Below are 20,957 nucleotides of genomic sequence, written 5' to 3'. Positions count from 1 at the left end.
GCCAGGTCCGGGATCGCCACAGCTGCTTGCAGCCCACGGCACCCCTTGTCCGGCACTGCACCCGTCAACACGGGTGCGTCCGCGCCTTTCAGGTTCACCCCGACATTCCGCCCGCTAGGAAGCTGTCTGGAGAGCCTGTGATGAGCAAACAAGAAAAAACGATCAGTCTGAGCGAGTCGGCCCAAGTCGACCAACAGTCCGTGCAACCGCTGCCCAATTCGCGCAAGGTCTATGTCGAAGGTTCGCGCCCCGACATCCGTGTGCCCATGCGCGAGATCAGCCTGCATGACACCCCCACCGACTTCGGCGGCGAAAAAAACGCCCCGGTGCTGGTGTATGACACTTCCGGCCCGTACACCGACCCTAACGTCATCATCGACGTGCGCAAGGGCCTGGGCGATGTGCGCTCGGCCTGGATCGACGCCCGTGGCGATACCGAGCGCCTCGAAGGCCTGAGCTCGAACTTCGGCCAGCAGCGCCTGAACGACGCTGAGCTGGCCAAGCTGCGCTTCGCCCACGTGCGCAACCCGCGCCGGGCCAAGGCTGGCGCCAACGTTTCGCAGATGCACTACGCGCGTCAGGGCATCATCACCGCCGAGATGGAATACGTCGCCATCCGTGAGAACATGAAACTGCAGGAAGCCCGCGCCGCCGGCCTGCTCAGCCAACAGCACGCGGGGCACAGCTTCGGTGCCAATATCCCGAAAGAGATCACCCCCGAGTTCGTTCGCGAGGAGATCGCCCGCGGTCGTGCGATCATCCCGGCCAACATCAACCACACCGAGCTGGAGCCGATGATCATCGGCCGCAACTTCCTGGTGAAGATCAACGGCAACATCGGCAACAGCGCCCTGGGTTCCTCCATCGAGGAAGAAGTGGCCAAGCTGACCTGGGGCATCCGCTGGGGTTCGGACACGGTCATGGACCTGTCCACCGGCAAGCACATCCATGAGACCCGCGAGTGGATCATCCGCAACTCGCCGGTGCCGATCGGTACCGTGCCGATCTACCAGGCCCTGGAAAAGGTCAACGGCGTTGCCGAAGACCTGACCTGGGAGCTGTTCCGCGACACCCTGATCGAACAGGCCGAGCAGGGTGTGGACTACTTCACCATCCATGCCGGCGTCTTGCTGCGCTATGTGCCGCTGACCGCCAAGCGCGTCACCGGCATCGTCAGCCGTGGCGGCTCGATCATGGCCAAGTGGTGCCTGGCGCACCACAAGGAAAACTTCCTGTACACGCACTTCGACGAGATCTGCGAAATCATGAAGGCCTATGACGTCAGCTTCTCGCTGGGCGACGGCCTGCGTCCGGGCTCGATCGCCGACGCCAACGACGCCGCGCAGTTCGGTGAGCTGGAAACCCTTGGCGAGCTGACCAAGATCGCCTGGAAGCACGACGTGCAGTGCATGATCGAAGGCCCCGGCCATGTGCCTATGCAGTTGATCAAGGAGAACATGGACAAGCAGCTCGAATGCTGCGACGAGGCGCCGTTCTACACTCTAGGCCCGCTGACCACCGATATCGCTCCGGGCTACGACCACATCACCTCCGGCATCGGCGCGGCGATGATCGGCTGGTTCGGCTGCGCCATGCTCTGCTACGTCACGCCCAAGGAGCACCTGGGCCTGCCGAACAAGGACGACGTCAAGACCGGGATCATCACCTACAAGATCGCCGCCCATGCCGCCGACCTTGCCAAGGGCCACCCGGGCGCGCAGATCCGTGACAACGCGCTGTCCAAGGCGCGCTTCGAGTTCCGTTGGGAAGACCAGTTCAACCTCGGCCTGGACCCGGACACCGCCCGTGCGTTCCACGACGAGACGCTGCCCAAGGAGTCGGCCAAGGTCGCGCACTTCTGCTCGATGTGCGGGCCGAAGTTCTGCTCGATGAAGATCACCCAGGAAGTGCGTGAGTACGCGGCCAAGATCGAGACCGTGGACGTGACAGTCGAACAGGGCATGCGCGAGCAGGCCGAGCGGTTCCGCCAGGAAGGCAGCCAGTTGTACCAGAAAGTCTGAGTAGCAGACCCAGGCGGTGCGCGATGCGCACCGCATCGCTGGCAAGCCAGCTCCCACAGAGACTGTGATGCGGCCCCTGTGGGAGCTGGCTTGCCAGCGATGGGTTCACCCCAACTCTTCCGTCGAGCGCCCGAGCATGACCACTCCCAGCCACTTCTCTCCCGACCACCCGGTACCCTCCCACCATCGCCAGTTCGGCGCCCGCGACCTGTTCTCGCTGTGGTTTTCCCTTGGCATCGGCCTGATGGTCCTGCAGGTCGGCGGCCTGCTGGCGCCGGGGCTGGGTCTGGCGGGCTCGATCCTGGCGATCACCCTGGGCACGGCGGTAGGGGTATTGCTGCTGGCGGCGGTGGGGGTGATCGGTAGCGATACCGGCCTGTCGGCCATGGCGACCTTGCGCCTCACGCTCGGTAGCCATGGCGCGCGCCTGCCGGCCTTGCTCAACCTGCTGCAACTGGTGGGCTGGGGTTCGTTCGAGATCATCGTCATGCGTGATGCCGCCAGCCTGCTGGGCGCACGCGCGTTCGGCGAGGGCAGCGGCTGGAGCAGCCCGCTGCTGTGGACCTTGTGCTTTGGCGCCCTGGCCACTCTGCTGGCGGTCAGCGGGCCGCTGGCGTTCGTGCGCAAGGTCTTGCGCAAGTGGGGGATCTGGCTGCTGCTGGGCGCCTGCGCGTGGTTGACCTGGAACCTGTTCGCCAAGGCCGACCTGGCCGATCTGTGGCGACGCCCTGGGGATGGTTCGTTGTCCCTGGCCCTGGGTTTCGACATCGTGATCGCCATGCCGCTGTCTTGGCTGCCGCTGATCGCCGACTATTCACGCTTTGGCCAGCGCGCCATCCGCGTGTTCGGAGGTACCGCGCTGGGCTTCTTCATCGGCAATGCCTGGCTCATGAGTCTGGGCGTGGCCTACACCTTGGCGTTCGCGCCCAGCGGCGAGGTGAATGCCCTGCTGTTGGCACTGGCCGGCGCCGGGCTGGGGATCCCGCTGCTGCTGATCCTGCTGGACGAGACGGAGAACGCCTTTGCCGATATCCACTCGGCGGCGGTGTCCACCGGCCTGCTGGTGAAAATGAAGGTCGAGCACCTGGCCCTGGCGATTGGCGTGCTGTGCACGCTGATCGCCTTGCTGGCGCCGCTGGGCCAGTACCAGAACTTCCTGTTGCTGATCGGCTCGGTGTTCGCGCCCTTGTTCGGCGTGGTGCTGGTGGATCACTTTGTGCTTCGCCGCCGTCGCCTGCCGGCGATGGTCGAGGGTTTGCACTGGCAGGCGCTGCTGGCCTGGGGCGCGGGAGTGGCGGCCTATCACCTGATGGCCAGCCAGGCGCCGGAGCTGGGGGCGACCCTGCCGGCACTGTTGCTGGCAGGGGTACTGCATTTGCTGCTATCGCTCAGCCGCGGCCGGGAAACAGCTCGGGCTTGATCACGCCATTGAGGCGCGGGTAGGGGATCTTCAGCTCGACGTGGCCCATGGAGTAGGGCGCGATGGAGTAGACCTCGTACTTGATCACCACCGCGCCGTAGGTCAGGGCGATGTGCGGGGACTGCTTGAACGGCCAGGTCTTGACGAACTCGGGGTCCTTGTCCATGCCGGTGCTGATCAGCCAGGCGCGGTGGGACTCCTCGGCGGTCTTCCAGAAGGTCGCCTCCTGGCCGGGCACCAGCATGTCGTCCAGGGTCAGTACCTTGTCCAGCTTGCGTGAATAGTTGATGAAGCCGCGCCCAGGCATGCCGTGGGCACCGCCGCTGTCGAGGTAGCTGGACAGCTCGACGATCACCAGCCCGTCATGCTGCTCGCGTACCTTGGCCTGCAGATAGGTGCTGTTGCGCTTGTCGGCGCGAGCGAGGTACTGCTGCTCATAGGCTTGCAGCGAGGCTGGCGGGGTGCCGCGCTGGTTGTCCTCGGTCAGCATCAGCAGGCGTTTCTCGACAATGTCGTCAAGTTTGGGCAGGGCTGGGAAGTGCACGACGTCAATGTTGACCAGCGGGCAGTCGCTTTCGCTGCAGCCGGGTTTGACGTGCTCCCAGGCCTCGCGCTTTACCTCGAGCGGGGCCCGGTAGTTGGGCGTGAACAGGCTCTGGCAGGCGCCGAGCGCCAGTGCCAGGACGGCCACGGAAGTCAGTTTGACAAGCGTCATGTTGCCTCTTTCACAACGGTGATGATCGGCCTTGGACCGCCTGCGCGGCCTTCAGTTCGCCACTAAGCTAACAGAGAGTGACACGCCTGTCCCGGCTGCCCGAACGGTCGACGGAAAGGGATGAAACCGGGCCGTGCGCAGAGTAGGATTGCGCGATGCGGTAAACGAGGCATGAGGAGTTTGCATGACGGACACGCACAATACAGTGCCTACCCAGGTCGAGATCGTTCGGCGGGAGTCGCTGTTCAAGGGCTTCTACAAGCTCGACAAGCTACACCTGCGCCACGAGCTGTTCGCCGGGGGCATGAGCCGCGAGTTCACCCGTGAACTGTTCGTGCGCCATGACGCGGTCTGCGTGCTGCCCTACGATCCACAGCGCGACGAAGTGGTGCTGATCGAGCAGTTTCGTGTCGGCGCCATGGGCAAGGTGGCCAACCCCTGGCTGATCGAGATGGTCGCCGGGCTGATCGACAAGGACGAGCAGCCCGAGGAGGTTGCCCACCGCGAAGCCGAGGAAGAAGCGGGCCTGGCCTTCTCGGCGCTGTGGCCGATGACCAGGTACTTCCCGTCACCGGGCGGCAGCGACGAGTATGTCCACCTGTTCCTGGGCCGTTGCGTTAGCGAGGGTGCCGGTGGCCTGCATGGCCTGGAAGAGGAAAGCGAAGACATTCGCGTGCGCGTGTGGTCGTTCGAGGATGCCCTGCAGGCCGTACGCGATGGGCGTATCTGCAACGCCGCCACGATCATCGGGTTGCAATGGCTGGCGCTGAACCGAGACGAAGTACGAGGTATGTGGAAGTGAACCTGCTGCGCGAGCGCTATCGAGTCGACCTGGTCGGGCTGCAATCGGCCTGCGAGGCCAACTATGCCCGCCTGATGCGCCTGTTGCCCGACATGCGCACCACGCAGAGCTCGCGTCGTATCGGCATGACCCAGGGCGACCAGATGCTCGGTGTGCTGGTGCTTGAAGTGCTATTGGCCTGCCCCTACACCACCACGCTCAAGGTGCGCCAGGAGCACAGCCTGCCCTGGCTGCCGGTGCCCGAGCTGGAGGTGCAGGTCTACCATGACGCGCGCATGGCCGAGGTGGTCAGTGCCGAACATGCGCGTCGCCTGCGCAGCATCTACCCCTATCCCAACACGGCGATGCACCAGCCGGACGAGAAGGCCCAGCTCAATCTGTTCCTCGGTGAATGGCTGAGCCACTGCCTGGCCTGCGGCCACGAACTGGAAGCCGTGCGCTGAAATGTGATGCGCGTCGGTTTCGAGTATTTGCTCGAAAGCGATCCGCCGCCATAATTCGTGCTGAATCCGTTCGAGGAGACGGCCGTTGCCGCAACCACTTTCACCCCCGTCACCTGTCCATGTGGTGCAACTGACCGATGCCCATCTGTTCGCCGACCCGGCGGGTACCTTGTTGGGCCTCAATACCCGCGCAAGCCTCGGGCACGTGGTCGGCCAGGTTCGCCGCGAACAACCGCGCATCGACCTGCTGCTGTGCACGGGCGATCTTTCCCAGGATGCCAGCGTCGAATCCTACGCGGCCTTTCGCGAGCTCACGTCGACGCTCGGCGCGCCAGCGCGCTGGCTGCCGGGTAACCATGACGAGGCGCGGGTCATGGCAGAAGTGGCGGCGGAACTGGTGCAGGCAGTGACCGATATTGGTGCCTGGCGCATCGTCATGCTCGACTCGGCAGTGGTCGGTGCCACCTTCGGTCTGTTGGCCGATGACCAGCTGGTCGTGCTGGACCAGGCGCTGAGCGGTGCGGACGAGCGCCATTGCCTGGTGTGCTGCCATCACCAGCCGGTGGATATCGGTTGTGCCTGGATCGCGCCGATCGGGCTGCATAATGCCGATGAACTGTTGCGGCGTCTGCGCAGTTATCCACAGGTGAAGGCGCTGCTGTGGGGGCATATCCACCAGGAATGGGACGAAGTGCGTGACGGCATCCGTTTCCTCGCCACGCCTTCGACCTGCATCCAGTTCGCGCCGCGCAGCGAGGACTTCAAGGTGAGCGAGGAGCAGCCGGGTTACCGCTGGCTTCTTCTGCATGCCGACGGGAGGTTGGAGACCGGGGTGGAGCGGGCGCGGGATTTCGTGGTAACGCTGGATTTCGACAGCCCAGGCTATTGAGAGGCCGCTGCGCTGCCTTTGGGAGCTGGCCTGCCAGCGAAAGGGGCGCAGAGCGCCCTGTCATTTGAAGAATTTGTTGCGAAAATCCCCAGGCTGCGCCAATGACCATCGAACACGCTACACTGCGCGTCTTTGCGTCCGGGGGCAGCATGTCGGGTTCCATCCTCTATATCCATGGCTTCAACAGCTCGCCGCTGTCGACCAAGGCACGCCAGCTCGAAGCGGTGATGCAGCAGCTCGACCTGTCCGAGCAACTGCGCGTTCCGGCCCTGCACCATCATCCACGCCAGGCCATCGCCCAACTGGAGACGGCAATCGCCGAGCTCGGCGCGCCCTTGCTGGTCGGCAGCTCCCTCGGCGGCTACTATGCCACCCACCTGGCCGAGCGACACGGGCTCAAGGCGCTGTTGATCAACCCGGCGGTGGCCCCGCACAAGCTGTTCGACGGTTACCTCGGCACCCAGCGCAACCTCTATACCGATGAAGCCTGGGAGCTCACCCACGACCACGTGGACGCCCTGGCCGAACTGGAAGTACCGGCACCGCAGGATGCTGCCCGCTATCAAGTGTGGTTGCAGACCGCCGATGAAACCCTGGACTATCGCCAGGCCGAGCGCTACTACCGTGCTTGCGCCCTGCGGATCCAGGCCGGTGGTGACCACAGCTACCAGGGCTTCGCCGAACAATTGCCGGCACTGCTGGCGTTCGCCGGCATTGCCCGCGGACAGTACGCGGCACTGGACTTTTCTGTATTTTGACTTTTGCATTCACCAGACTGACGACGAGAACCCATGGCCAATCCCAGCGCTAGCGCCTATAACGCAGACGCCATCGAAGTCCTCTCGGGCCTTGACCCGGTCCGCAAGCGACCGGGCATGTACACCGACACCAGCCGGCCCAACCACCTGGCCCAGGAAGTTATCGACAACAGCGTCGACGAAGCCCTGGCCGGCCACGCCCGTTCGGTACAGGTCGTCCTACACGCCGACCATTCCCTGGAAGTCAGCGACGATGGCCGCGGCATGCCCGTGGACATCCACCCCGAAGAGGGTGTTTCCGGTGTTGAACTGATCCTCACCAAGCTGCACGCCGGGGGCAAGTTCTCCAACAAGAACTATCAATTTTCCGGCGGCCTGCACGGCGTCGGCATCTCGGTGGTCAACGCCCTGTCGAGCCAGGTACGCGTGCGCGTCAAGCGCGACGGCAACGAGTACCAGATGACCTTCGCCGACGGCTTCAAGGCCAGCGAGCTGGAAGTGGTCGGCACCGTCGGCAAGCGTAACACCGGCACCAGCGTGTACTTCAGCCCCGATCCGAAGTACTTCGATTCGCCGAAGTTCTCCATCAGCCGCCTCAAACACGTACTCAAGGCCAAGGCGGTATTGTGCCCGGGGCTGTCCATCAGCTTCGAGGACAAGGGCACCGGCGAGAAGGTCGAGTGGCACTACGAGGACGGTCTGCGCTCCTACCTGGTCGATTCGGTCAGCGAGTTCCAGCGCCTGCCCGACGAGCCGTTCTGCGGCAGCTTGGCCGGTAACAAGGAGGCCGTGGACTGGGCCTTGTTGTGGCTGCCGGAAGGTGGCGACAGCATCCAGGAAAGCTACGTCAACCTGATCCCCACCGCCCAGGGCGGCACCCACGTCAACGGCCTGCGCCAGGGCCTGCTGGACGCCATGCGCGAGTTCTGCGAGTTCCGCAACCTGCTGCCGCGCGGGGTCAAGCTGGCCCCCGAGGACGTCTGGGAACGCATCAGCTTCGTGCTGTCGATGAAGATGCAGGAGCCGCAGTTCTCCGGCCAGACCAAGGAGCGCCTGTCGTCCCGCGAGGCGGCCGCGTTCGTTTCCGGCGTGGTCAAGGACGCCTTCAGCCTGTGGCTCAATGCCCACCCCGAACTGGGCATGCAGCTGGCGGAACTGGCCATCAGCAACGCCGGCCGGCGCCTGAAGGCGAGCAAGAAGGTCGAGCGCAAGCGCATTACCCAGGGCCCTGCATTACCGGGCAAGTTGGCCGATTGCGCCGGCCAGGACCCGATGCGCGCCGAGTTGTTCCTGGTCGAGGGTGACTCGGCCGGTGGCTCGGCCAAGCAGGCACGGGACAAGGAATTCCAGGCCATCCTGCCGCTGCGCGGCAAGATCCTAAACACCTGGGAGGTCGATGGCGGTGAAGTCCTGGCCAGCCAGGAAGTGCACAACATCGCCGTGGCCATCGGCGTCGACCCGGGCGCAGCCGACCTCTCGCAGTTGCGCTATGGCAAGGTCTGCATCCTTGCCGACGCCGACTCCGACGGCCTGCACATCGCCACACTGCTGTGCGCGCTGTTCGTCCAGCACTTCCGCCCGCTGGTCGAGGCCGGGCACGTGTACGTGGCCATGCCGCCGCTGTACCGCATCGACCTGGGCAAGGAGATCTACTACGCCTTGGACGAGGCCGAGCGTGACGGCATCCTCGACCGCCTGGTCGCAGAGAAGAAGCGTGGCAAGCCACAGGTCACCCGATTCAAGGGCCTGGGCGAGATGAACCCGCCGCAACTGCGCGAAACCACCATGGACCCCAACACCCGGCGCCTGGTCCAGTTGACCCTGGACGATGTACAGGGCACCACCGAGATCATGGACATGCTGCTGGCCAAGAAGCGTGCGGGTGATCGCAAGAGCTGGCTGGAGACCAAAGGCAACCTGGCCGAGGTCCTGGTTTGATTCGTCCGTTGCTCCTGGCCTGCCTGGCGTGGTTTGCCCTGCAGGCCCAGGCCGGCGACTGGCCGCAGCTCAAGCTTAGCGCCGAGCATGCGGTCGATGGCATGCGCGGCGGTAACCTGTCGGGCCTGGCCTGGTGCCGTGCGGCATTGTGGGCGGTGTCCGACCGCGATGACGACCGGATCTACCGCCTCGACCAGGAGGGGGCGACGTGGCAGGCCCAGCCACTGACCTTCACCCCGCCGGCGGCGCCAGACACCGGCCTGCCATGGGGGCTCAAGTCGCGCAACTGGGCGGCGTCCTACATCCGCGGCGGCGAGCTGGACTTCGAGGGCATCACCTGCGATCAGACCGGCAACCTCTATATCGTCAGCGAGGCCCACGCCGCCGTGCTGCAGTTGCCCGTGGACGGTGAACCGGACTGGCTGAAAATCGACCAGGCCATGGTGCGCCAGGCGCGGGCCAGCGGCATGTTGCTGCATTTCAACGCACTGTTCGAGGGGCTGGCGATCAACCCGGCGGGCGATCGCCTGTGGCTGGCAGCCGAGCGCGAGCGTCGCGGCCTGCTCGCGGTGCAGCGCCAGCAATCGGTGTGGACCTGCGGGCGCGGCTGCGTGCTGCTCAGCGAGGCGGGTGTCGAGATGCAGCCGCCACAGTTCCCCGAGTCGCGTCCGGTATCACGTGACTTTGCTGACCTGGCCTGGTTCGAAGGCAAGCTGTTCACCCTCGAGCGCAATGCCTACCGCATTTGCCGGCGGGATGCCGACACGGGCGCCGTGGAGCGCTGTTGGTCGTTCGCCGCCGACGCCCTGATGGAATCGCGGCGCTACTCGCAGTCCTACGGCCTGGCCGAGGCGCTGGTGATCGACAAGGGCGGCGCCTGGATCGGCGTGGACAACAACGACCGCCCGCGGGTGGATGGTGAAACACGGCCGATCGTCTGGCGCTTCGACGCGCCACAGGGCGGCTGGAGCGCCCAGCCATGAGCCAGCCACCGTGCAAGCGCGCGGGCAGGGTGTTGATGATTGTCGCCTGGGCGGCGGCGTTGTTCCTGGCCACGCGCTTTTTCGGGCAGTGGGAAAAACATCAGCAGAACCCCAACAGCGTGGTGCAGAGCGAGCAGGGCGACGGCTTCGTCGAGGTGCGCCTGTTGAGCAACGGTCAGGGCCATTTCGTTGCCGATGGCGCGATCAATGGGCGACGGGTGCTTTTCATGCTCGACACCGGCGCCACCGACGTGGCGATCCCCGAGGCACTGGCCCGCGACCTGGACCTGGCGCGTGGCGCCGCGGTGCAATTGAGCACCGCCAATGGCCGGACCCAAGGCTACCGTACGCGGCTCGACAGCCTGCAACTGGGCGATATCCACCTGCGCGACGTACGCGCGCTGGTGGTGCCTGGCCTGGATGGACAGGGCGTGCTGCTGGGCATGAGTGCCCTGAAACAACTTGAATTTACCCAGCGCGGCGGCACCATGCTGCTGCGCCAGAACCTGAAATGACGAGGCCCGCATGAGCGACTCACTCGAACTCAGTCTCGACGGCGTCGAACGCCGTTCCCTGGCTGACTTCACCGAACAGGCCTACCTCAACTACTCCATGTACGTGATCATGGACCGCGCCCTGCCGCACATCGGCGACGGCCTCAAGCCGGTCCAGCGACGCATCGTCTATGCCATGAGCGAGTTGGGGCTCGATGCCGACTCCAAGCACAAGAAATCGGCACGTACCGTCGGTGACGTGCTCGGCAAGTTCCACCCCCACGGCGACTCGGCGTGCTACGAGGCCATGGTGCTGATGGCCCAGCCGTTCAGCTACCGCTACACCCTGGTCGACGGCCAAGGCAACTGGGGTGCGCCGGACGATCCGAAGTCGTTCGCCGCCATGCGTTACACCGAGGCGCGCCTGTCGCGCTACTCCGAGGTGCTGCTCACTGAATTGGGCCAGGGCACCGTCGACTGGGTACCGAACTTCGACGGCACTTTGCAGGAGCCGGCCGTGCTGCCCGCGCGTCTGCCGAACATCCTGCTCAACGGCACCACCGGCATCGCCGTGGGCATGGCCACCGACGTGCCGCCGCACAACCTGCGCGAAGTGGCCAGCGCCTGCGTGCGCCTGCTCGACGAGCCCAAGGCCACCATCGAGCAACTGTGCGAGCATATCCAGGGGCCTGACTATCCGACCGAAGCCGAGATCGTCACCCCGCGCGCCGACATCCAGAAGATCTACGAGAGCGGCAAAGGCTCGATCCGCATGCGTGCGGTATACCGCATCGAGGACGGCGACATCGTCGTCACCGCGCTGCCACACCAGGTCTCCGGCGCCAAGGTGCTCGAGCAGATTGCCGCGCAGATGCAGGCCAAGAAGCTGCCGATGGTCGCCGACCTGCGCGACGAGTCGGACCACGAGAACCCTTGCCGCATCGTCATCATCCCGCGCTCGAACCGCGTGGATGCCGCCGAGCTGATGCAGCACCTGTTCGCCACCACCGACCTGGAGAGCACCTACCGGGTCAACGTCAACATCATCGGCCTCGACGGCCGTCCGCAACTGAAGAACCTGCGGGCGCTGCTGCTGGAGTGGCTGGAGTACCGCATCGGTACCGTGCGACGCCGCCTGCAGCACCGCCTGGACAAGGTCGAGAAGCGCCTGCACCTGTTGGAAGGCTTGCTTACCGCGTTCCTCAACCTGGATGAGGTGATCCACATCATCCGCACCGAGGAGCACCCCAAACAGGCCTTGATCGCCCGTTTCGATTTGAGCGAGATCCAGGCCGACTACATCCTCGAGACCCGCCTGCGTCAACTGGCGCGTCTGGAAGAGATGAAGATCCGCGGCGAGCAGGACGAACTGCTCAAGGAACAGAAGCAACTGCAAGCGCTGCTGGGTAGCGACAGCAAACTGCGCAAGCTGGTGCGCAGCGAACTGATCAAGGACGCCGAGACCTACGGCGACGACCGCCGCTCGCCGATCGTCGAGCGCGCCGAGGCCAAGGCCCTGTCGGAAAACGAACTGATGCCGACCGAGCCGGTTACCGTGGTGCTGTCGGAGAAGGGCTGGGTGCGCTGCGCCAAGGGCCACGATATCGATGCCACGGGGCTTTCGTACAAGGCTGGCGACGGCTTCAAGGCCGCCGCCGCCGGACGTTCCAATCAGTTCGCCGTGCTCATCGACTCCACCGGCCGCAGCTACTCGCTGGCCGCCCACAGCCTGCCGTCGGCCCGTGGCCAGGGCGAGCCGCTGACCGGCCGCCTGACCCCGCCACCGGGCGCCACCTTCGAGTGCGTGCTGCTGCCGGAAGACGATGCCCTGTACGTTGTGGCCTCCGACGCCGGCTACGGTTTCGTGGTCAAGGGCGAGGACCTGCAGGCCAAGAACAAGGCCGGCAAGGGCCTGCTCAGCCTGCCCAATGGCGCCAAGGTGATGACCCCGCGTCCGGTGGCCGACCGCGAGCAAGACTGGCTGGCAGCGGTAACCACCGAGGGGCGCCTGTTGGTGTTCAAGGTCGCCGACCTGCCACAGCTGGGTAAAGGCAAGGGCAACAAGATCATCGGCGTGCCGGGTGACCGGGTGGCCAGCCGCGAGGAATACGTGACCGATCTTGCGGTGATCAGCGAGGGCTCGACCCTTGTATTGCAAGCTGGCAAGCGTACCCTTTCACTCAAGCCGGATGATCTCGAGCACTACAAGGGCGAGCGGGGTCGCCGTGGTAGCAAATTGCCACGCGGTTTCCAGCGCGTCGATGGGTTGCTGGTGGAAACCCCTGCTTGAGTGGATGGGCTGTCTGTTGCGGCGTTTTCGACGCCGCTTCGGGCGGAAATGCTGGAGTCGGGCGACCATTTCGCGGATGATAGGGCCCTCGTTGGCGCCGGCGTGGCCGAGTGCCCGGATGAATCTACATGAGTATCACTGCGGTCAGTCTACTGACGACCGCCTGGATGGGATGAATGAAATTTCTGCGCCTTCCATTTGCGCTGCTGATGACTGGCTTGCTGGGCTTGAGCGGGTGCAGCATGCACCAGCCGGTTGCCCTGTATCAGCTCGACAGCGGTGATCCCGGTCAGCCGACCCAGGCTGCGGGCATGGCGGTGGTGCTTGGCCCGGTATCGGTGGCCGATTACCTGCAACGCGAAACCTTTTTGCAGCGTCAGACCGATGGCAGCCTGACTGCAGCGACCGACGGTCGCTGGGCCGGCAGCCTTTCGTCGGATATTGACCAATTGCTGGTACGCCAGCTGGCCTGGCGCCTGGACAGCCAGCGCGTGGTGCTGGCGCCGGCAAGTGCCGGCTTCACGCCGGACGTGCAGGTGCTGCTGTCAATCACCCGCCTGGACTCGGGCAAGAACCAGCCGGCGATCCTTGATGCGCAGTGGCGCGTGTTGGACCGCCGTGGCCAGGTGCGTGACAACCGTATCGTCCACCTCGAACAGCCCCATGCCGGCAGCGAGTCGGCGCAGGTTCAAGCCCAGGGGCAGTTGCTGCAGAAGCTGGTCGAACAGCTCAGCACCACGGTCAAGCCGTTGGCCAACCAGCCGGCCATCGCCGAGGAGGCGCCACGCAAGCCGGCCGCGCCGGTGCAGGTGAAGAAAGAGCCGGAGAAGCCAAAGATTCCGATGGCTTCACCGATTCGTACCGATATGGAAGTGTTCCGCTTCTGATATCCGTAGCCACAAAAAAGCCCGCAGCGATGCGGGCTTTTTTGTGGGTCTCGCCATGTGATCGGGACGGCGTGGGAGTGGGCTTGCCCCACGATAGGGCTCGCCATACAGCAACATTGCCTGCCCCGATGTTATCGTGGGGCTAGCCCGCTCCCACACAGGCCTTGAATCAGCGTTGGCTCATGCGCGGCGCTCGTGCATCCGCGCCAGTTGGCGCTCCAGCATGGACGGGTAAGGCTCCATCAGGCGCTCGACACAGCACGCGCCCTCCGGGCTGGCGATCGGCCGGATACGCGCACGCTGGCGGATCAGAGCATCATCGCTGATACGGCGCTCCACGAGCAGCAGGTTGCGGCTGTGCTGCGACAAGGCCAGCGCGTCCTGGGCTTGTTCGGTCATCAGCAAGTCGACCTGATCCATGCCTTGCAGGTCGTCGGCCAGCACCAGGCCCAGCTGCAGTTGCAGGGTGATGCCGCTGTCGGCCACCTCGATCTGCAGGGCGTGGCCCAGGGCGCGTAGCAGCTCGCCACAGCAGATGGCGTTGGTGAGGTAGTCCTCGCCGCTGTCACGGCTGTGGAACAACAGCAGGGTGCTGCCGTCGTTCAAGGTATGGACTTCCCCTTCGTACAGCGAGGCGGCCTGGTCCAGGCAGTCGCGGTAGCGCTCCAGCAGTTCGGTCAGGCGAGTGCGTGGCAGGCGGCGCAGTTGCTCCTGGGAGCCCAGTTGCACGGCCAGCACGGCGCTGTGCTGCGGTTCGTCGGACTCAACGATGACGGGTTTGGCCGGCGCGCTTTGCTCATCCAGCAGATCGGCGAAGGCGTCATCGTCATCGTCTTGATCGGGTGCCAGCGCCGCTACCTTCGTGCGTGGCGCGGTCTTGGGAGCGGGCATGTCATCGAAATCGTCTGGCTCGTCTTCTTCTTCCGGTTCCGGAGGTGGCGGCGGGGCGAGGCGGGCGTGCAGCTGACGGGCCAGGTCGCCTATCTCGTCCTGACGCTCGATGCCCGGCGTGTAGGGGTGCGGATCACGCAACCAGACGCGCAGTTGCAGCAGCGGGGTGGAGATGAAACGACCCAGGCGCAGGCTGAGGGTCAGTGCCAGGGCCAACAGGATCGCGGCAAGGATACCCATGCTCTGCAGGCTGATCAGCATCGGTTGCTGGAACTGGCTCATGTCCAGGCTGATGCGCAACTGGCCGGCGGTCACGTCCTGGAAGGTGATCTTGGTCTGGTAGACCCCTTCGGTTTCGCCCAGCAAACTATTGCGTGGGCGCTGGCCGGCCTCGGCGAGGATGCGGTTGTCCACGCTGTAGATGGCGGCATGGGCCACCAGCGGGTTCTTCACCAGGTTGCCGAGCAGCACGTTGAGGCTGAGGATGTCGTTGGACACCAGCAGCTCGGTGGCCGATGTGGCCGTTTGCGTGGTCAGGCTCTGGCCAACGGCATCGGCTTGATCGTGCATGGCCTGCTTGAACTGCAAACCCATCACGCAGGCATAGATCACCAGGGCCAGGGCCACCAGGAAGATGTTATGGCAGGCAATGCGCAGGGCCAGTGGGATTCGGCGCTGGCTGAGGGCTCGGTAGATCATCAGGAAGAAGTTATCGGGTTTAACGGGCGTGGGCCGGTTCACAGAGCGCGGCTCTTCATGGCGAGAAAGTTGCTGGGCAGTATAGCGATACGTGTTTTGTCGGCAAAGTAGCGTTGGCGCCCGATGGTCATGGAAAATCGGTAGAATGCGCATTTTTCATCGAGTTGGAGCCCGGTCTTGCGCGAAATCGTCCTGATCAACATCACTGGTGAAGACCGTCCAGGTCTTACCGCGGCCATCACCGGCGTCCTGCTCCAGGGCGGTGTGAATATTCTCGACATCGGCCTTGCGGTCATGCATGGCACGCTGTCGTTCGGCATCCTGGTCGACATCCCCGACAACGAGGTGGCCACCGCGCTGCTGCAAAGCGTACAGGCCAAGGCCCATGAGCTGAACCTGCAGGCGCGCTACACGCCGATCTCCGAGGCCGACTATCAGCACTGGGCCGACAGCCAGGGCGAGGCCCGCCACATCGTCACCCTGCTCAGCCGCCGGGTCACGCCACAACAGTTGCAGCGGGTCAGCGCCATCATCAGCCAGTACGGCCTGACTATCGAGCGCATCGAGCGCCTGTCGGCCCGCGTGGCGCTTGATGCCCAGGTCGAGAAGGGCAAGTCCGCGCTGGAAATCTCCGTGCGTGGCGAAGCCAGCGACGCCCAGGCACTGCGCGCCGACTTCTTCGCGCTGTCCGAAGAGCTGAACATCGACATCGCCTTCCAGCGTGACGACCTGTTCCGCCGCAACCGCCGCCTGGCGGTGTTCGACATGGACTCGACGCTGATCGAGGCCGAAGTCATCGACGAGCTGGCCAAGGCTGCCGGTGTCGGTGAGCAGGTGGCGGCGATCACCGAGCGCGCGATGCGTGGCGAGCTGGATTTCCGCGCCAGCTTCAAAGAGCGCATGGCGCTGCTCAAGGGCCTGGACGTGAACGTACTGGACCAGATTGGCGCCTCGCTGCGCCTGACCGAGGGTGCCGAGCACCTGTTCGCCGAGCTCAAGCGCCTGGGCTACAAGACTGCGATCCTTTCCGGCGGCTTCACCTACTTCGCCAAGCAGGTACAGGCGCGCCTGGGCATCGACTATGTATTCGCCAACGAGCTGGAAGTGGTGGACGGCAAGGTCACCGGCGTGGCCGTCGAGCCGATCGTCGATGCGCAGCGCAAGGCTGCTCTGCTGCAGCAACTGGCCAGTGAAGAGGGCCTGCAGCTTGAGCAGACCATAGCCGTGGGCGATGGCGCCAACGACCTGCCGATGCTGTCCCTGGCCGGCCTGGGTGTGGCGTTCCGCGCCAAGCCGCTGGTGCGTCAGTCGGCCAAGCAGGCGATCTCGACCCTGGGCCTGGATGGTGTGCTGTACCTGCTCGGCGTACGCGATCGCGAAGCGCGGGGTTGATCTTGAGCCCTGGGGCTGCAAAGCCGACCCTATGAAAAAGGCCCTGCATGACGTGAATCATGCAGGGCCTTTTGCTTACCAGATTGATCAGGCCTGGGCGGGCTGCGCCAGTAGCTCACCCATGCGCACGGCGGAGCCGGCACCGAGGCTCTCCGCCCACTTCACCTGTTCTGGCCCGAACAGCACGATGGCGGTGGAGCCCAGCTTGAAGCGGCCCAGCTCGGCGCCTTTCTCCAGATGGATCGGAGCACGGCTGGAGTCGTCGTAGCGGAAAGTCTTCAGCTCGCGCTTCGGCGGCGTGACCAGGCCGGCCCAGACGGTCTCGATCGAGGCAACGATCATCGCGCCGACCAGCACCACGGCCATCGGCCCGCGCTCGGTATCGAACAGGCAGACCACGCGCTCGTTACGGGCGAACAGCTCCGGTACGTTCTCTGCAGTGGTCTGGTTGACCGAGAACAGCCGCCCCGGCACATAGACCATCTCGCGCAGGGTGCCGGCCAGCGGCATGTGCACGCGGTGGTAGTCCTTGGGCGACAGGTAGATGGTGGCGAACTCGCCGCCCATGAACGGCGCGGCCAGGGCCGGGTCGCCGCCCAGCAGCTCCAGGGCGCTGTAGCCGTGACCCTTGGCCTGGAAGATGCGGCCATGTTCGATCGGGCCGAGCTGGCTGACCGCGCCGTCGGCCGGGCAGAGGATCGCGCCGGGGGTTTCGTCCAGCGGGCGGGCACCGGGCTTGAGGGCACGGGTGAAGAAGGCGTTGAAGTGCTCGTAGGCGCTGAGGTCTTCGACCAGTGCCTCGGATATGTTCACCTGGTAGCGCTTGGCGAACCAGGCAGTGAAGGCGTTCTTGAACCAGCGTGCGCGGCACTCGGCGACGCAGCCGGCCAGCCGCGACAGCAGGTGGTGCGGCAGCAGGTACTGGCTGATGATGAACAAGCGGGATTTCATTGAGCGTCCTTAAACTTCGACGGGCGTGTCGGGGTGGTTGCCCCATTCGCCCCAGGAACCGGCATAGCCCTTCACCCGTGGATAGCCGAGGGCCTTGGCCACGAGGTAGGTGAAGCCGGAGCGGTGGTGGGTCTGGCAGTGGGTGATCACTTCCTTGTCTGGGGTGATGCCCAGGTTTTGCAGGACTTCGGCGATGTCCTTGCGGATGCGCAGGTGGTCGTTGAGGTCCATGCCGGCGGTCCACTCGAAGTTGATCGCGCCGGGAATATGCCCGCCTTTGGCGGCCAGTACTTTCTCGCCGCTGTATTCCAGTGGCCCGCGAGCGTCCCAGATGACCAGGTCGGCGGCGCCCAGGCGGCTTTGCAGGTATTCGCGGGTGGCGGTGGGCTCCGGGTGCAGTCGCAGGTTCACCGCGCCGCCCATGCTGGCGGGCACCTCGGTGGACAGTTTGTCCGCCGGCCAGGCCTGTATGCCGCCGTTCAGGTAGTGATAGCGCTGGTGGCCAATCACGTCGAGCAACCAGATGAAACGGCCGGCCCAGCCGCCGCCTTCGTCGTCGTAGACCACATAGATCGCATCGTCGCGATGACCGAGTTCGGCGAACAGCTTTTCCAGATCGGCGCGTGCCGGCAGCAGGCCAGGCGCCGGTGGTTGCCCCAGCTGGGTGCGCTTGGGATCGACGAAGCGTGCCCCGGGGATGTGGCCGCTGCCATAGCGGTTGGCGCTGGTCAGGTCGACCAGGATCAGTTGCGGCGATTCCAGGCGCGGCAGCAGGTCCTTGGCTTCGATCACCAGGGGCAAGCCGGAAAAGTCAGTCATCCACGGTCTCCAGGGTGCAAAGGGGGCGATTGTAGCGCAAGGCAATCATGAATGGCGGTTGCCGAAGATGGCCAGGGCGCGCTCGATGCATTGCACGGTTTTACCGAACGCCTGCACGCTGACATCGGCCAGCGGTTTGCCGTCCTGGTCCGCCACCGCCAGCATCAGCACCTGGTCGCCGACCGCCAGCGAGCGCAGCAGCAGGTGTTCGCTGCGGAAGAATGCGCGCAGTGGCGCTGGCAGCAGCGCGGTGAACTGGGCGTGGTTCTCGGGAGTCAGGCGCAATTGCCCGGCCTTGCTCATCAGTTTCTGCAGGAGTTTGTTCTGCGCGATCGGCAACGCAATGACGCTGGCTTCCTTGGGCAGGCCCGCAGTTTGCTGCACCCGCAGGTGGTCGGTAGCCTTGTCCAGGCTCAGCAGCATCAGGCGCTGCATGCCGCACGCCAGTAGCGCTTCGCGGGCCTGGGTGGCCAGGTGCACGGTGTTGCTGAACGGGCTCGGCTGGGCGAGCAGTTCCTGGCACAGCGTGCGCCAGCGGCCCAGCTCCTCGGTGCTGGGCGGTGGCGGGGTGAGCATGTCCGGGTGCGGGCGGCGCTGGTGCCAAGGCCAGATCAGCGCCTCGGCCGGGTGGAACAGGGCATGCCGGGCGTGATGGCGGGCACTGGCCGCGGCCTGCTGGTGAACCTGCTGCTGCACATCGTCCAGCGTGGTCTGCAGATAAAGGGCGGTAAGCAGCTGCCAGCGCAGCAAATGCGGATTGTCCCAGCCAACCTGGGCGGCCAGGGCAAGGCCGTTGGCCAGCAGTACGGTATTCGGGGGCTGGTTGAACCAGCGGCGCAGGGCCGGCTCTTCGTCCAGGCGCTGTTGCTGGACCAGCGGGTCCTGTTCGCGGGCGATGTTCAGTACCTGCGCCAGTTGTTCGCGCTCGTCCATCAGCAGGCGGTAACCCTGGGTCACCCACTCGGGCAGGCGCCAGTGGTCGGCCATGGCCTGGCACAATTGCATGATGCGCACGCCAAACAGTTGCTGCTCGACTTCAGCAGCCTCCTCGCCCTTGTGGATAACTCGCAGCTCCCATGTGTCCAGCAACTTGGGATAGGCCAGGGCCAGCGGCCACAGGGGCGAGAGGAACAACAAGCTGCCCCAGTGGATTTCCTGCCACAAGCGCGCCAGGCGGCTGGCGAACAGGCCGTTGGCCTGCTGGGTGGCATGCTGGCTGATCAGCAGGAACTGGCGCAGCACCGGCGGGATCTCGTCGGCCGGCAGCGATGGCAGGCGTGCCAGCAGTTGGCTGACGCGGGCCAGGCCAAGGCGGTTAAGGGCTATTTCCAGGCTCTCGGCCGGTTCGGCCTGGCTGGCGTTGGCCGGGTGGTTGGCCTCGCGCAGCACGCAGAGCACCAGCGCGGGGCTGTCCTGCATCAGTTCGGCGATATCGCGCAGGGAGCGACGGCTGTCGTTGATGGCTTGCAGCACGCGATCATGGCTCTCTTTCGGCACCGGTACGCGGACCCCGTCGAGCAGCTTGATCCAGGCCTCTAGACTCGACGGAGCCTGACTTGGCACCTTGGTTTCAATTGGCATATTGACATCAGTCCGAACTGGCTTTTCGCAATGAGTGGCTATAGTCTGGCGCAGTTCTGCCGATAAGTAGAAGAAGAGTTTTCAAGCTTCCGTTCCCTATCCTGACCACGACAGCAAGTGCTTCCAACTTATGGCTAAAATTATCGGCATCATCGTCGTATTCGCGAGCGTGCTCGGCGGCTACGTGCTTTCCCACGGCAAGATCGCGGCACTGATCCAGCCGTTCGAAGTGCTGATCATCGGCGGCGCGGCCTTTGGTGCGTTCCTCCAGGCCAACCCTGGTTACATGACCATGCATGTAATCAAGAAGTCGCTGAAGATGTTCGGCACCCGCTTCACCCACACCTTCTACCTGGAAGTGCTGGGCCTGGTGTACGAGATCCTCAACAAGAGCCGTCGTGAAGGCATGATGGCGATCGAGGGCGACATCGAGGACGCCGCGGCCAGCCCGATCTTCGCCAAGTACCCGGCGGTGCTGGGTGACGAGCGCATGACCGCGTTCATCTGCGACTACCTGCGGATCATGTCCACCGGCAACATGGCGCCCCACGAGCTTGAAGGGCTGTTCGACATGGAGCTGCTGAGCATGAAGGAAGAGCTCGAGCACCCGTCTCACGCAGTGACCGGGATCGCCGACGGCATGCCCGGCTTCGGTATCGTCGCGGCGGTACTGGGTATCGTGGTGACCATGGCGTCGCTGGGTGACGGTGACCAGAAGTCCATCGGCCTGCACGTTGGTGCGGCGCTGGTTGGTACCTTCTTCGGTATTCTTGCTGCCTACGGCTTCTTCGGCCCATTGGCCAACGCCCTGCGCCACGATGCCAAGGAAGAGCTGAACGTCTACGAGGCGATCAAGGCCTCGCTGGTGGCCTCGGCTTCCGGCATGCCGCCGTCGCTGGCGGTCGAGTTCGGTCGCAAGGTGCTGTACCCGGCGCACCGCCCGAGCTTCGCCGAGCTGGAACAAGCAGTACGCGGTCGCTAAGC

At 64.8% G+C, this 20,957-nt stretch carries 18 protein-coding genes; 13 read left to right on the top strand and 5 right to left on the bottom strand.

The window, feature by feature from the left end:
* Positions 1 to 140 precede the first annotated feature (140 nt).
* A complete protein-coding gene (gene thiC / locus LU688_RS24850) occupies positions 141 to 2,021 on the top strand; it encodes a phosphomethylpyrimidine synthase ThiC (RefSeq protein ID WP_094012374.1) in 1,881 nt (626 codons plus the stop codon).
* Positions 2,022 to 2,157: 136 nt separating this feature from the next.
* Positions 2,158 to 3,441, top strand: a complete 1,284-nt coding sequence (gene cytX / locus LU688_RS24845; protein WP_038706900.1) for a putative hydroxymethylpyrimidine transporter CytX — start codon at positions 2,158 to 2,160, stop codon at positions 3,439 to 3,441.
* Here the strand turns inward: cytX and LU688_RS24840 are convergent.
* Positions 3,410 to 4,156, bottom strand: a complete 747-nt coding sequence (locus LU688_RS24840; protein WP_023630806.1) for an RsiV family protein — start codon at positions 4,154 to 4,156, stop codon at positions 3,410 to 3,412. The two genes, cytX and LU688_RS24840, sit on opposite strands and share 32 nt — an antisense overlap.
* 184 nt (positions 4,157 to 4,340) lie before the next feature.
* Between LU688_RS24840 and LU688_RS24835 the strand changes: the two genes are divergently transcribed.
* The 9 genes from LU688_RS24835 (at position 4,341) to LU688_RS24795 (ending at position 13,640) form a co-directional block, all read left to right on the top strand.
* Positions 4,341 to 4,958 carry an NUDIX domain-containing protein gene (locus tag LU688_RS24835; RefSeq protein ID WP_160291098.1) on the top strand — a complete coding sequence of 206 codons (618 nt, stop codon included), beginning with the start codon at positions 4,341 to 4,343 and terminating at the stop codon, positions 4,956 to 4,958.
* Positions 4,949 to 5,401, top strand: a complete 453-nt coding sequence (locus LU688_RS24830; RefSeq protein ID WP_023630808.1) for a DUF1249 domain-containing protein — start codon at positions 4,949 to 4,951, stop codon at positions 5,399 to 5,401. Before LU688_RS24835 ends, LU688_RS24830 begins: the two co-directional genes overlap by 10 nt.
* A gap of 85 nt (positions 5,402 to 5,486) precedes the next feature.
* The gene (gene cpdA, locus LU688_RS24825; RefSeq protein WP_094012376.1) at positions 5,487 to 6,290 is read left to right on the top strand and encodes a 3',5'-cyclic-AMP phosphodiesterase; all 804 of its coding nucleotides are present in this window, start codon (positions 5,487 to 5,489) and stop codon (positions 6,288 to 6,290) included.
* 149 nt (positions 6,291 to 6,439) lie between these two features.
* On the top strand, positions 6,440 to 7,048 hold the full coding sequence (locus tag LU688_RS24820; RefSeq protein WP_038707608.1) for a YqiA/YcfP family alpha/beta fold hydrolase: 609 nt from the start codon (positions 6,440 to 6,442) through the stop codon (positions 7,046 to 7,048).
* A gap of 33 nt (positions 7,049 to 7,081) precedes the next feature.
* On the top strand, positions 7,082 to 8,986 hold the full coding sequence (parE, locus tag LU688_RS24815; RefSeq protein WP_023630810.1) for a DNA topoisomerase IV subunit B: 1,905 nt from the start codon (positions 7,082 to 7,084) through the stop codon (positions 8,984 to 8,986).
* Positions 8,983 to 9,969, top strand: coding sequence for an esterase-like activity of phytase family protein (locus LU688_RS24810; RefSeq protein WP_160291099.1), 987 nt, complete (start codon positions 8,983 to 8,985; stop codon positions 9,967 to 9,969). Before parE ends, LU688_RS24810 begins: the two co-directional genes overlap by 4 nt.
* On the top strand, positions 9,966 to 10,484 hold the full coding sequence (locus LU688_RS24805; RefSeq protein ID WP_160291100.1) for a retropepsin-like aspartic protease family protein: 519 nt from the start codon (positions 9,966 to 9,968) through the stop codon (positions 10,482 to 10,484). The genes LU688_RS24810 and LU688_RS24805 overlap by 4 nt, the downstream gene beginning before the upstream one ends.
* Before the next feature lie 10 nt (positions 10,485 to 10,494).
* Positions 10,495 to 12,753, top strand: a complete 2,259-nt coding sequence (gene parC / locus LU688_RS24800; protein WP_023631342.1) for a DNA topoisomerase IV subunit A — start codon at positions 10,495 to 10,497, stop codon at positions 12,751 to 12,753.
* 176 nt (positions 12,754 to 12,929) lie between these two features.
* The gene (locus LU688_RS24795; protein ID WP_038706898.1) at positions 12,930 to 13,640 is read left to right on the top strand and encodes a PqiC family protein; all 711 of its coding nucleotides are present in this window, start codon (positions 12,930 to 12,932) and stop codon (positions 13,638 to 13,640) included.
* 180 nt (positions 13,641 to 13,820) lie between these two features.
* On the opposite strand, the gene LU688_RS24790 is transcribed toward LU688_RS24795, so the two are convergent.
* Positions 13,821 to 15,272: a histidine kinase gene (locus LU688_RS24790; RefSeq protein WP_094012380.1), complete on the bottom strand. Its 1,452-nt coding sequence runs from the start codon at positions 15,270 to 15,272 to the stop codon at positions 13,821 to 13,823.
* A 135-nt stretch (positions 15,273 to 15,407) separates the two neighbouring features.
* On the opposite strand from LU688_RS24790, the gene serB reads away from it, so the two are divergent.
* Positions 15,408 to 16,622 carry a phosphoserine phosphatase SerB gene (gene serB / locus LU688_RS24785; protein ID WP_094012381.1) on the top strand — a complete coding sequence of 405 codons (1,215 nt, stop codon included), beginning with the start codon at positions 15,408 to 15,410 and terminating at the stop codon, positions 16,620 to 16,622.
* Between the two features lie 87 nt (positions 16,623 to 16,709).
* Here serB and asd read toward each other — a convergent pair whose 3' ends face one another.
* Genes asd through LU688_RS24770 form a run of 3 tightly spaced genes read right to left on the bottom strand, consistent with a single transcriptional unit; the run spans position 16,710 to position 19,973 of the window.
* On the bottom strand, positions 16,710 to 17,573 hold the full coding sequence (gene asd, locus LU688_RS24780) for an archaetidylserine decarboxylase (RefSeq protein WP_232888262.1): 864 nt from the start codon (positions 17,571 to 17,573) through the stop codon (positions 16,710 to 16,712).
* Between the two features lie 9 nt (positions 17,574 to 17,582).
* A complete protein-coding gene (gene rhdA / locus LU688_RS24775) occupies positions 17,583 to 18,392 on the bottom strand; it encodes a thiosulfate sulfurtransferase (protein WP_094012383.1) in 810 nt (269 codons plus the stop codon).
* A gap of 45 nt (positions 18,393 to 18,437) precedes the next feature.
* Positions 18,438 to 19,973, bottom strand: coding sequence for an HDOD domain-containing protein (locus LU688_RS24770; protein WP_094012384.1), 1,536 nt, complete (start codon positions 19,971 to 19,973; stop codon positions 18,438 to 18,440).
* Positions 19,974 to 20,103: 130 nt separating this feature from the next.
* Between LU688_RS24770 and motA the strand changes: the two genes are divergently transcribed.
* Complete coding sequence (motA, locus tag LU688_RS24765) at positions 20,104 to 20,955, top strand: flagellar motor stator protein MotA (protein ID WP_023630652.1); 852 nt, start codon at positions 20,104 to 20,106, stop codon at positions 20,953 to 20,955.
* Positions 20,956 to 20,957: the final 2 nt, after the last annotated feature.

The organism is Pseudomonas soli (assembly GCF_021283165.2).
In the GTDB taxonomy this organism is placed as follows: domain Bacteria; phylum Pseudomonadota; class Gammaproteobacteria; order Pseudomonadales; family Pseudomonadaceae; genus Aquipseudomonas; species Aquipseudomonas soli.
This window is presented reverse-complemented; position numbering and strand designations above follow the sequence as displayed.

Bases quoted from the DNA above. Each gene is read 5' to 3' on its own strand.
- thiC (WP_094012374.1), top strand. From the start codon at position 141: ATGAGCAAACAAGAAAAAACGATCAGTCTGAGCGAGTCGGCCCAAGTC.
- LU688_RS24805 (WP_160291100.1), top strand. From the start codon at position 9,966: ATGAGCCAGCCACCGTGCAAGCGCGCGGGCAGGGTGTTGATGATTGTC.
- parE (WP_023630810.1), top strand. From the start codon at position 7,082: ATGGCCAATCCCAGCGCTAGCGCCTATAACGCAGACGCCATCGAAGTC.
- LU688_RS24770 (WP_094012384.1), bottom strand. From the start codon at position 19,973: ATGCCAATTGAAACCAAGGTGCCAAGTCAGGCTCCGTCGAGTCTAGAG.
- LU688_RS24820 (WP_038707608.1), top strand. From the start codon at position 6,440: ATGTCGGGTTCCATCCTCTATATCCATGGCTTCAACAGCTCGCCGCTG.
- LU688_RS24835 (WP_160291098.1), top strand. From the start codon at position 4,341: ATGACGGACACGCACAATACAGTGCCTACCCAGGTCGAGATCGTTCGG.
- motA (WP_023630652.1), top strand. From the start codon at position 20,104: ATGGCTAAAATTATCGGCATCATCGTCGTATTCGCGAGCGTGCTCGGC.
- LU688_RS24795 (WP_038706898.1), top strand. From the start codon at position 12,930: ATGAAATTTCTGCGCCTTCCATTTGCGCTGCTGATGACTGGCTTGCTG.
- asd (WP_232888262.1), bottom strand. From the start codon at position 17,573: ATGAAATCCCGCTTGTTCATCATCAGCCAGTACCTGCTGCCGCACCAC.
- LU688_RS24840 (WP_023630806.1), bottom strand. From the start codon at position 4,156: ATGACGCTTGTCAAACTGACTTCCGTGGCCGTCCTGGCACTGGCGCTC.
- cytX (WP_038706900.1), top strand. From the start codon at position 2,158: ATGACCACTCCCAGCCACTTCTCTCCCGACCACCCGGTACCCTCCCAC.
- parC (WP_023631342.1), top strand. From the start codon at position 10,495: ATGAGCGACTCACTCGAACTCAGTCTCGACGGCGTCGAACGCCGTTCC.
- rhdA (WP_094012383.1), bottom strand. From the start codon at position 18,392: ATGACTGACTTTTCCGGCTTGCCCCTGGTGATCGAAGCCAAGGACCTG.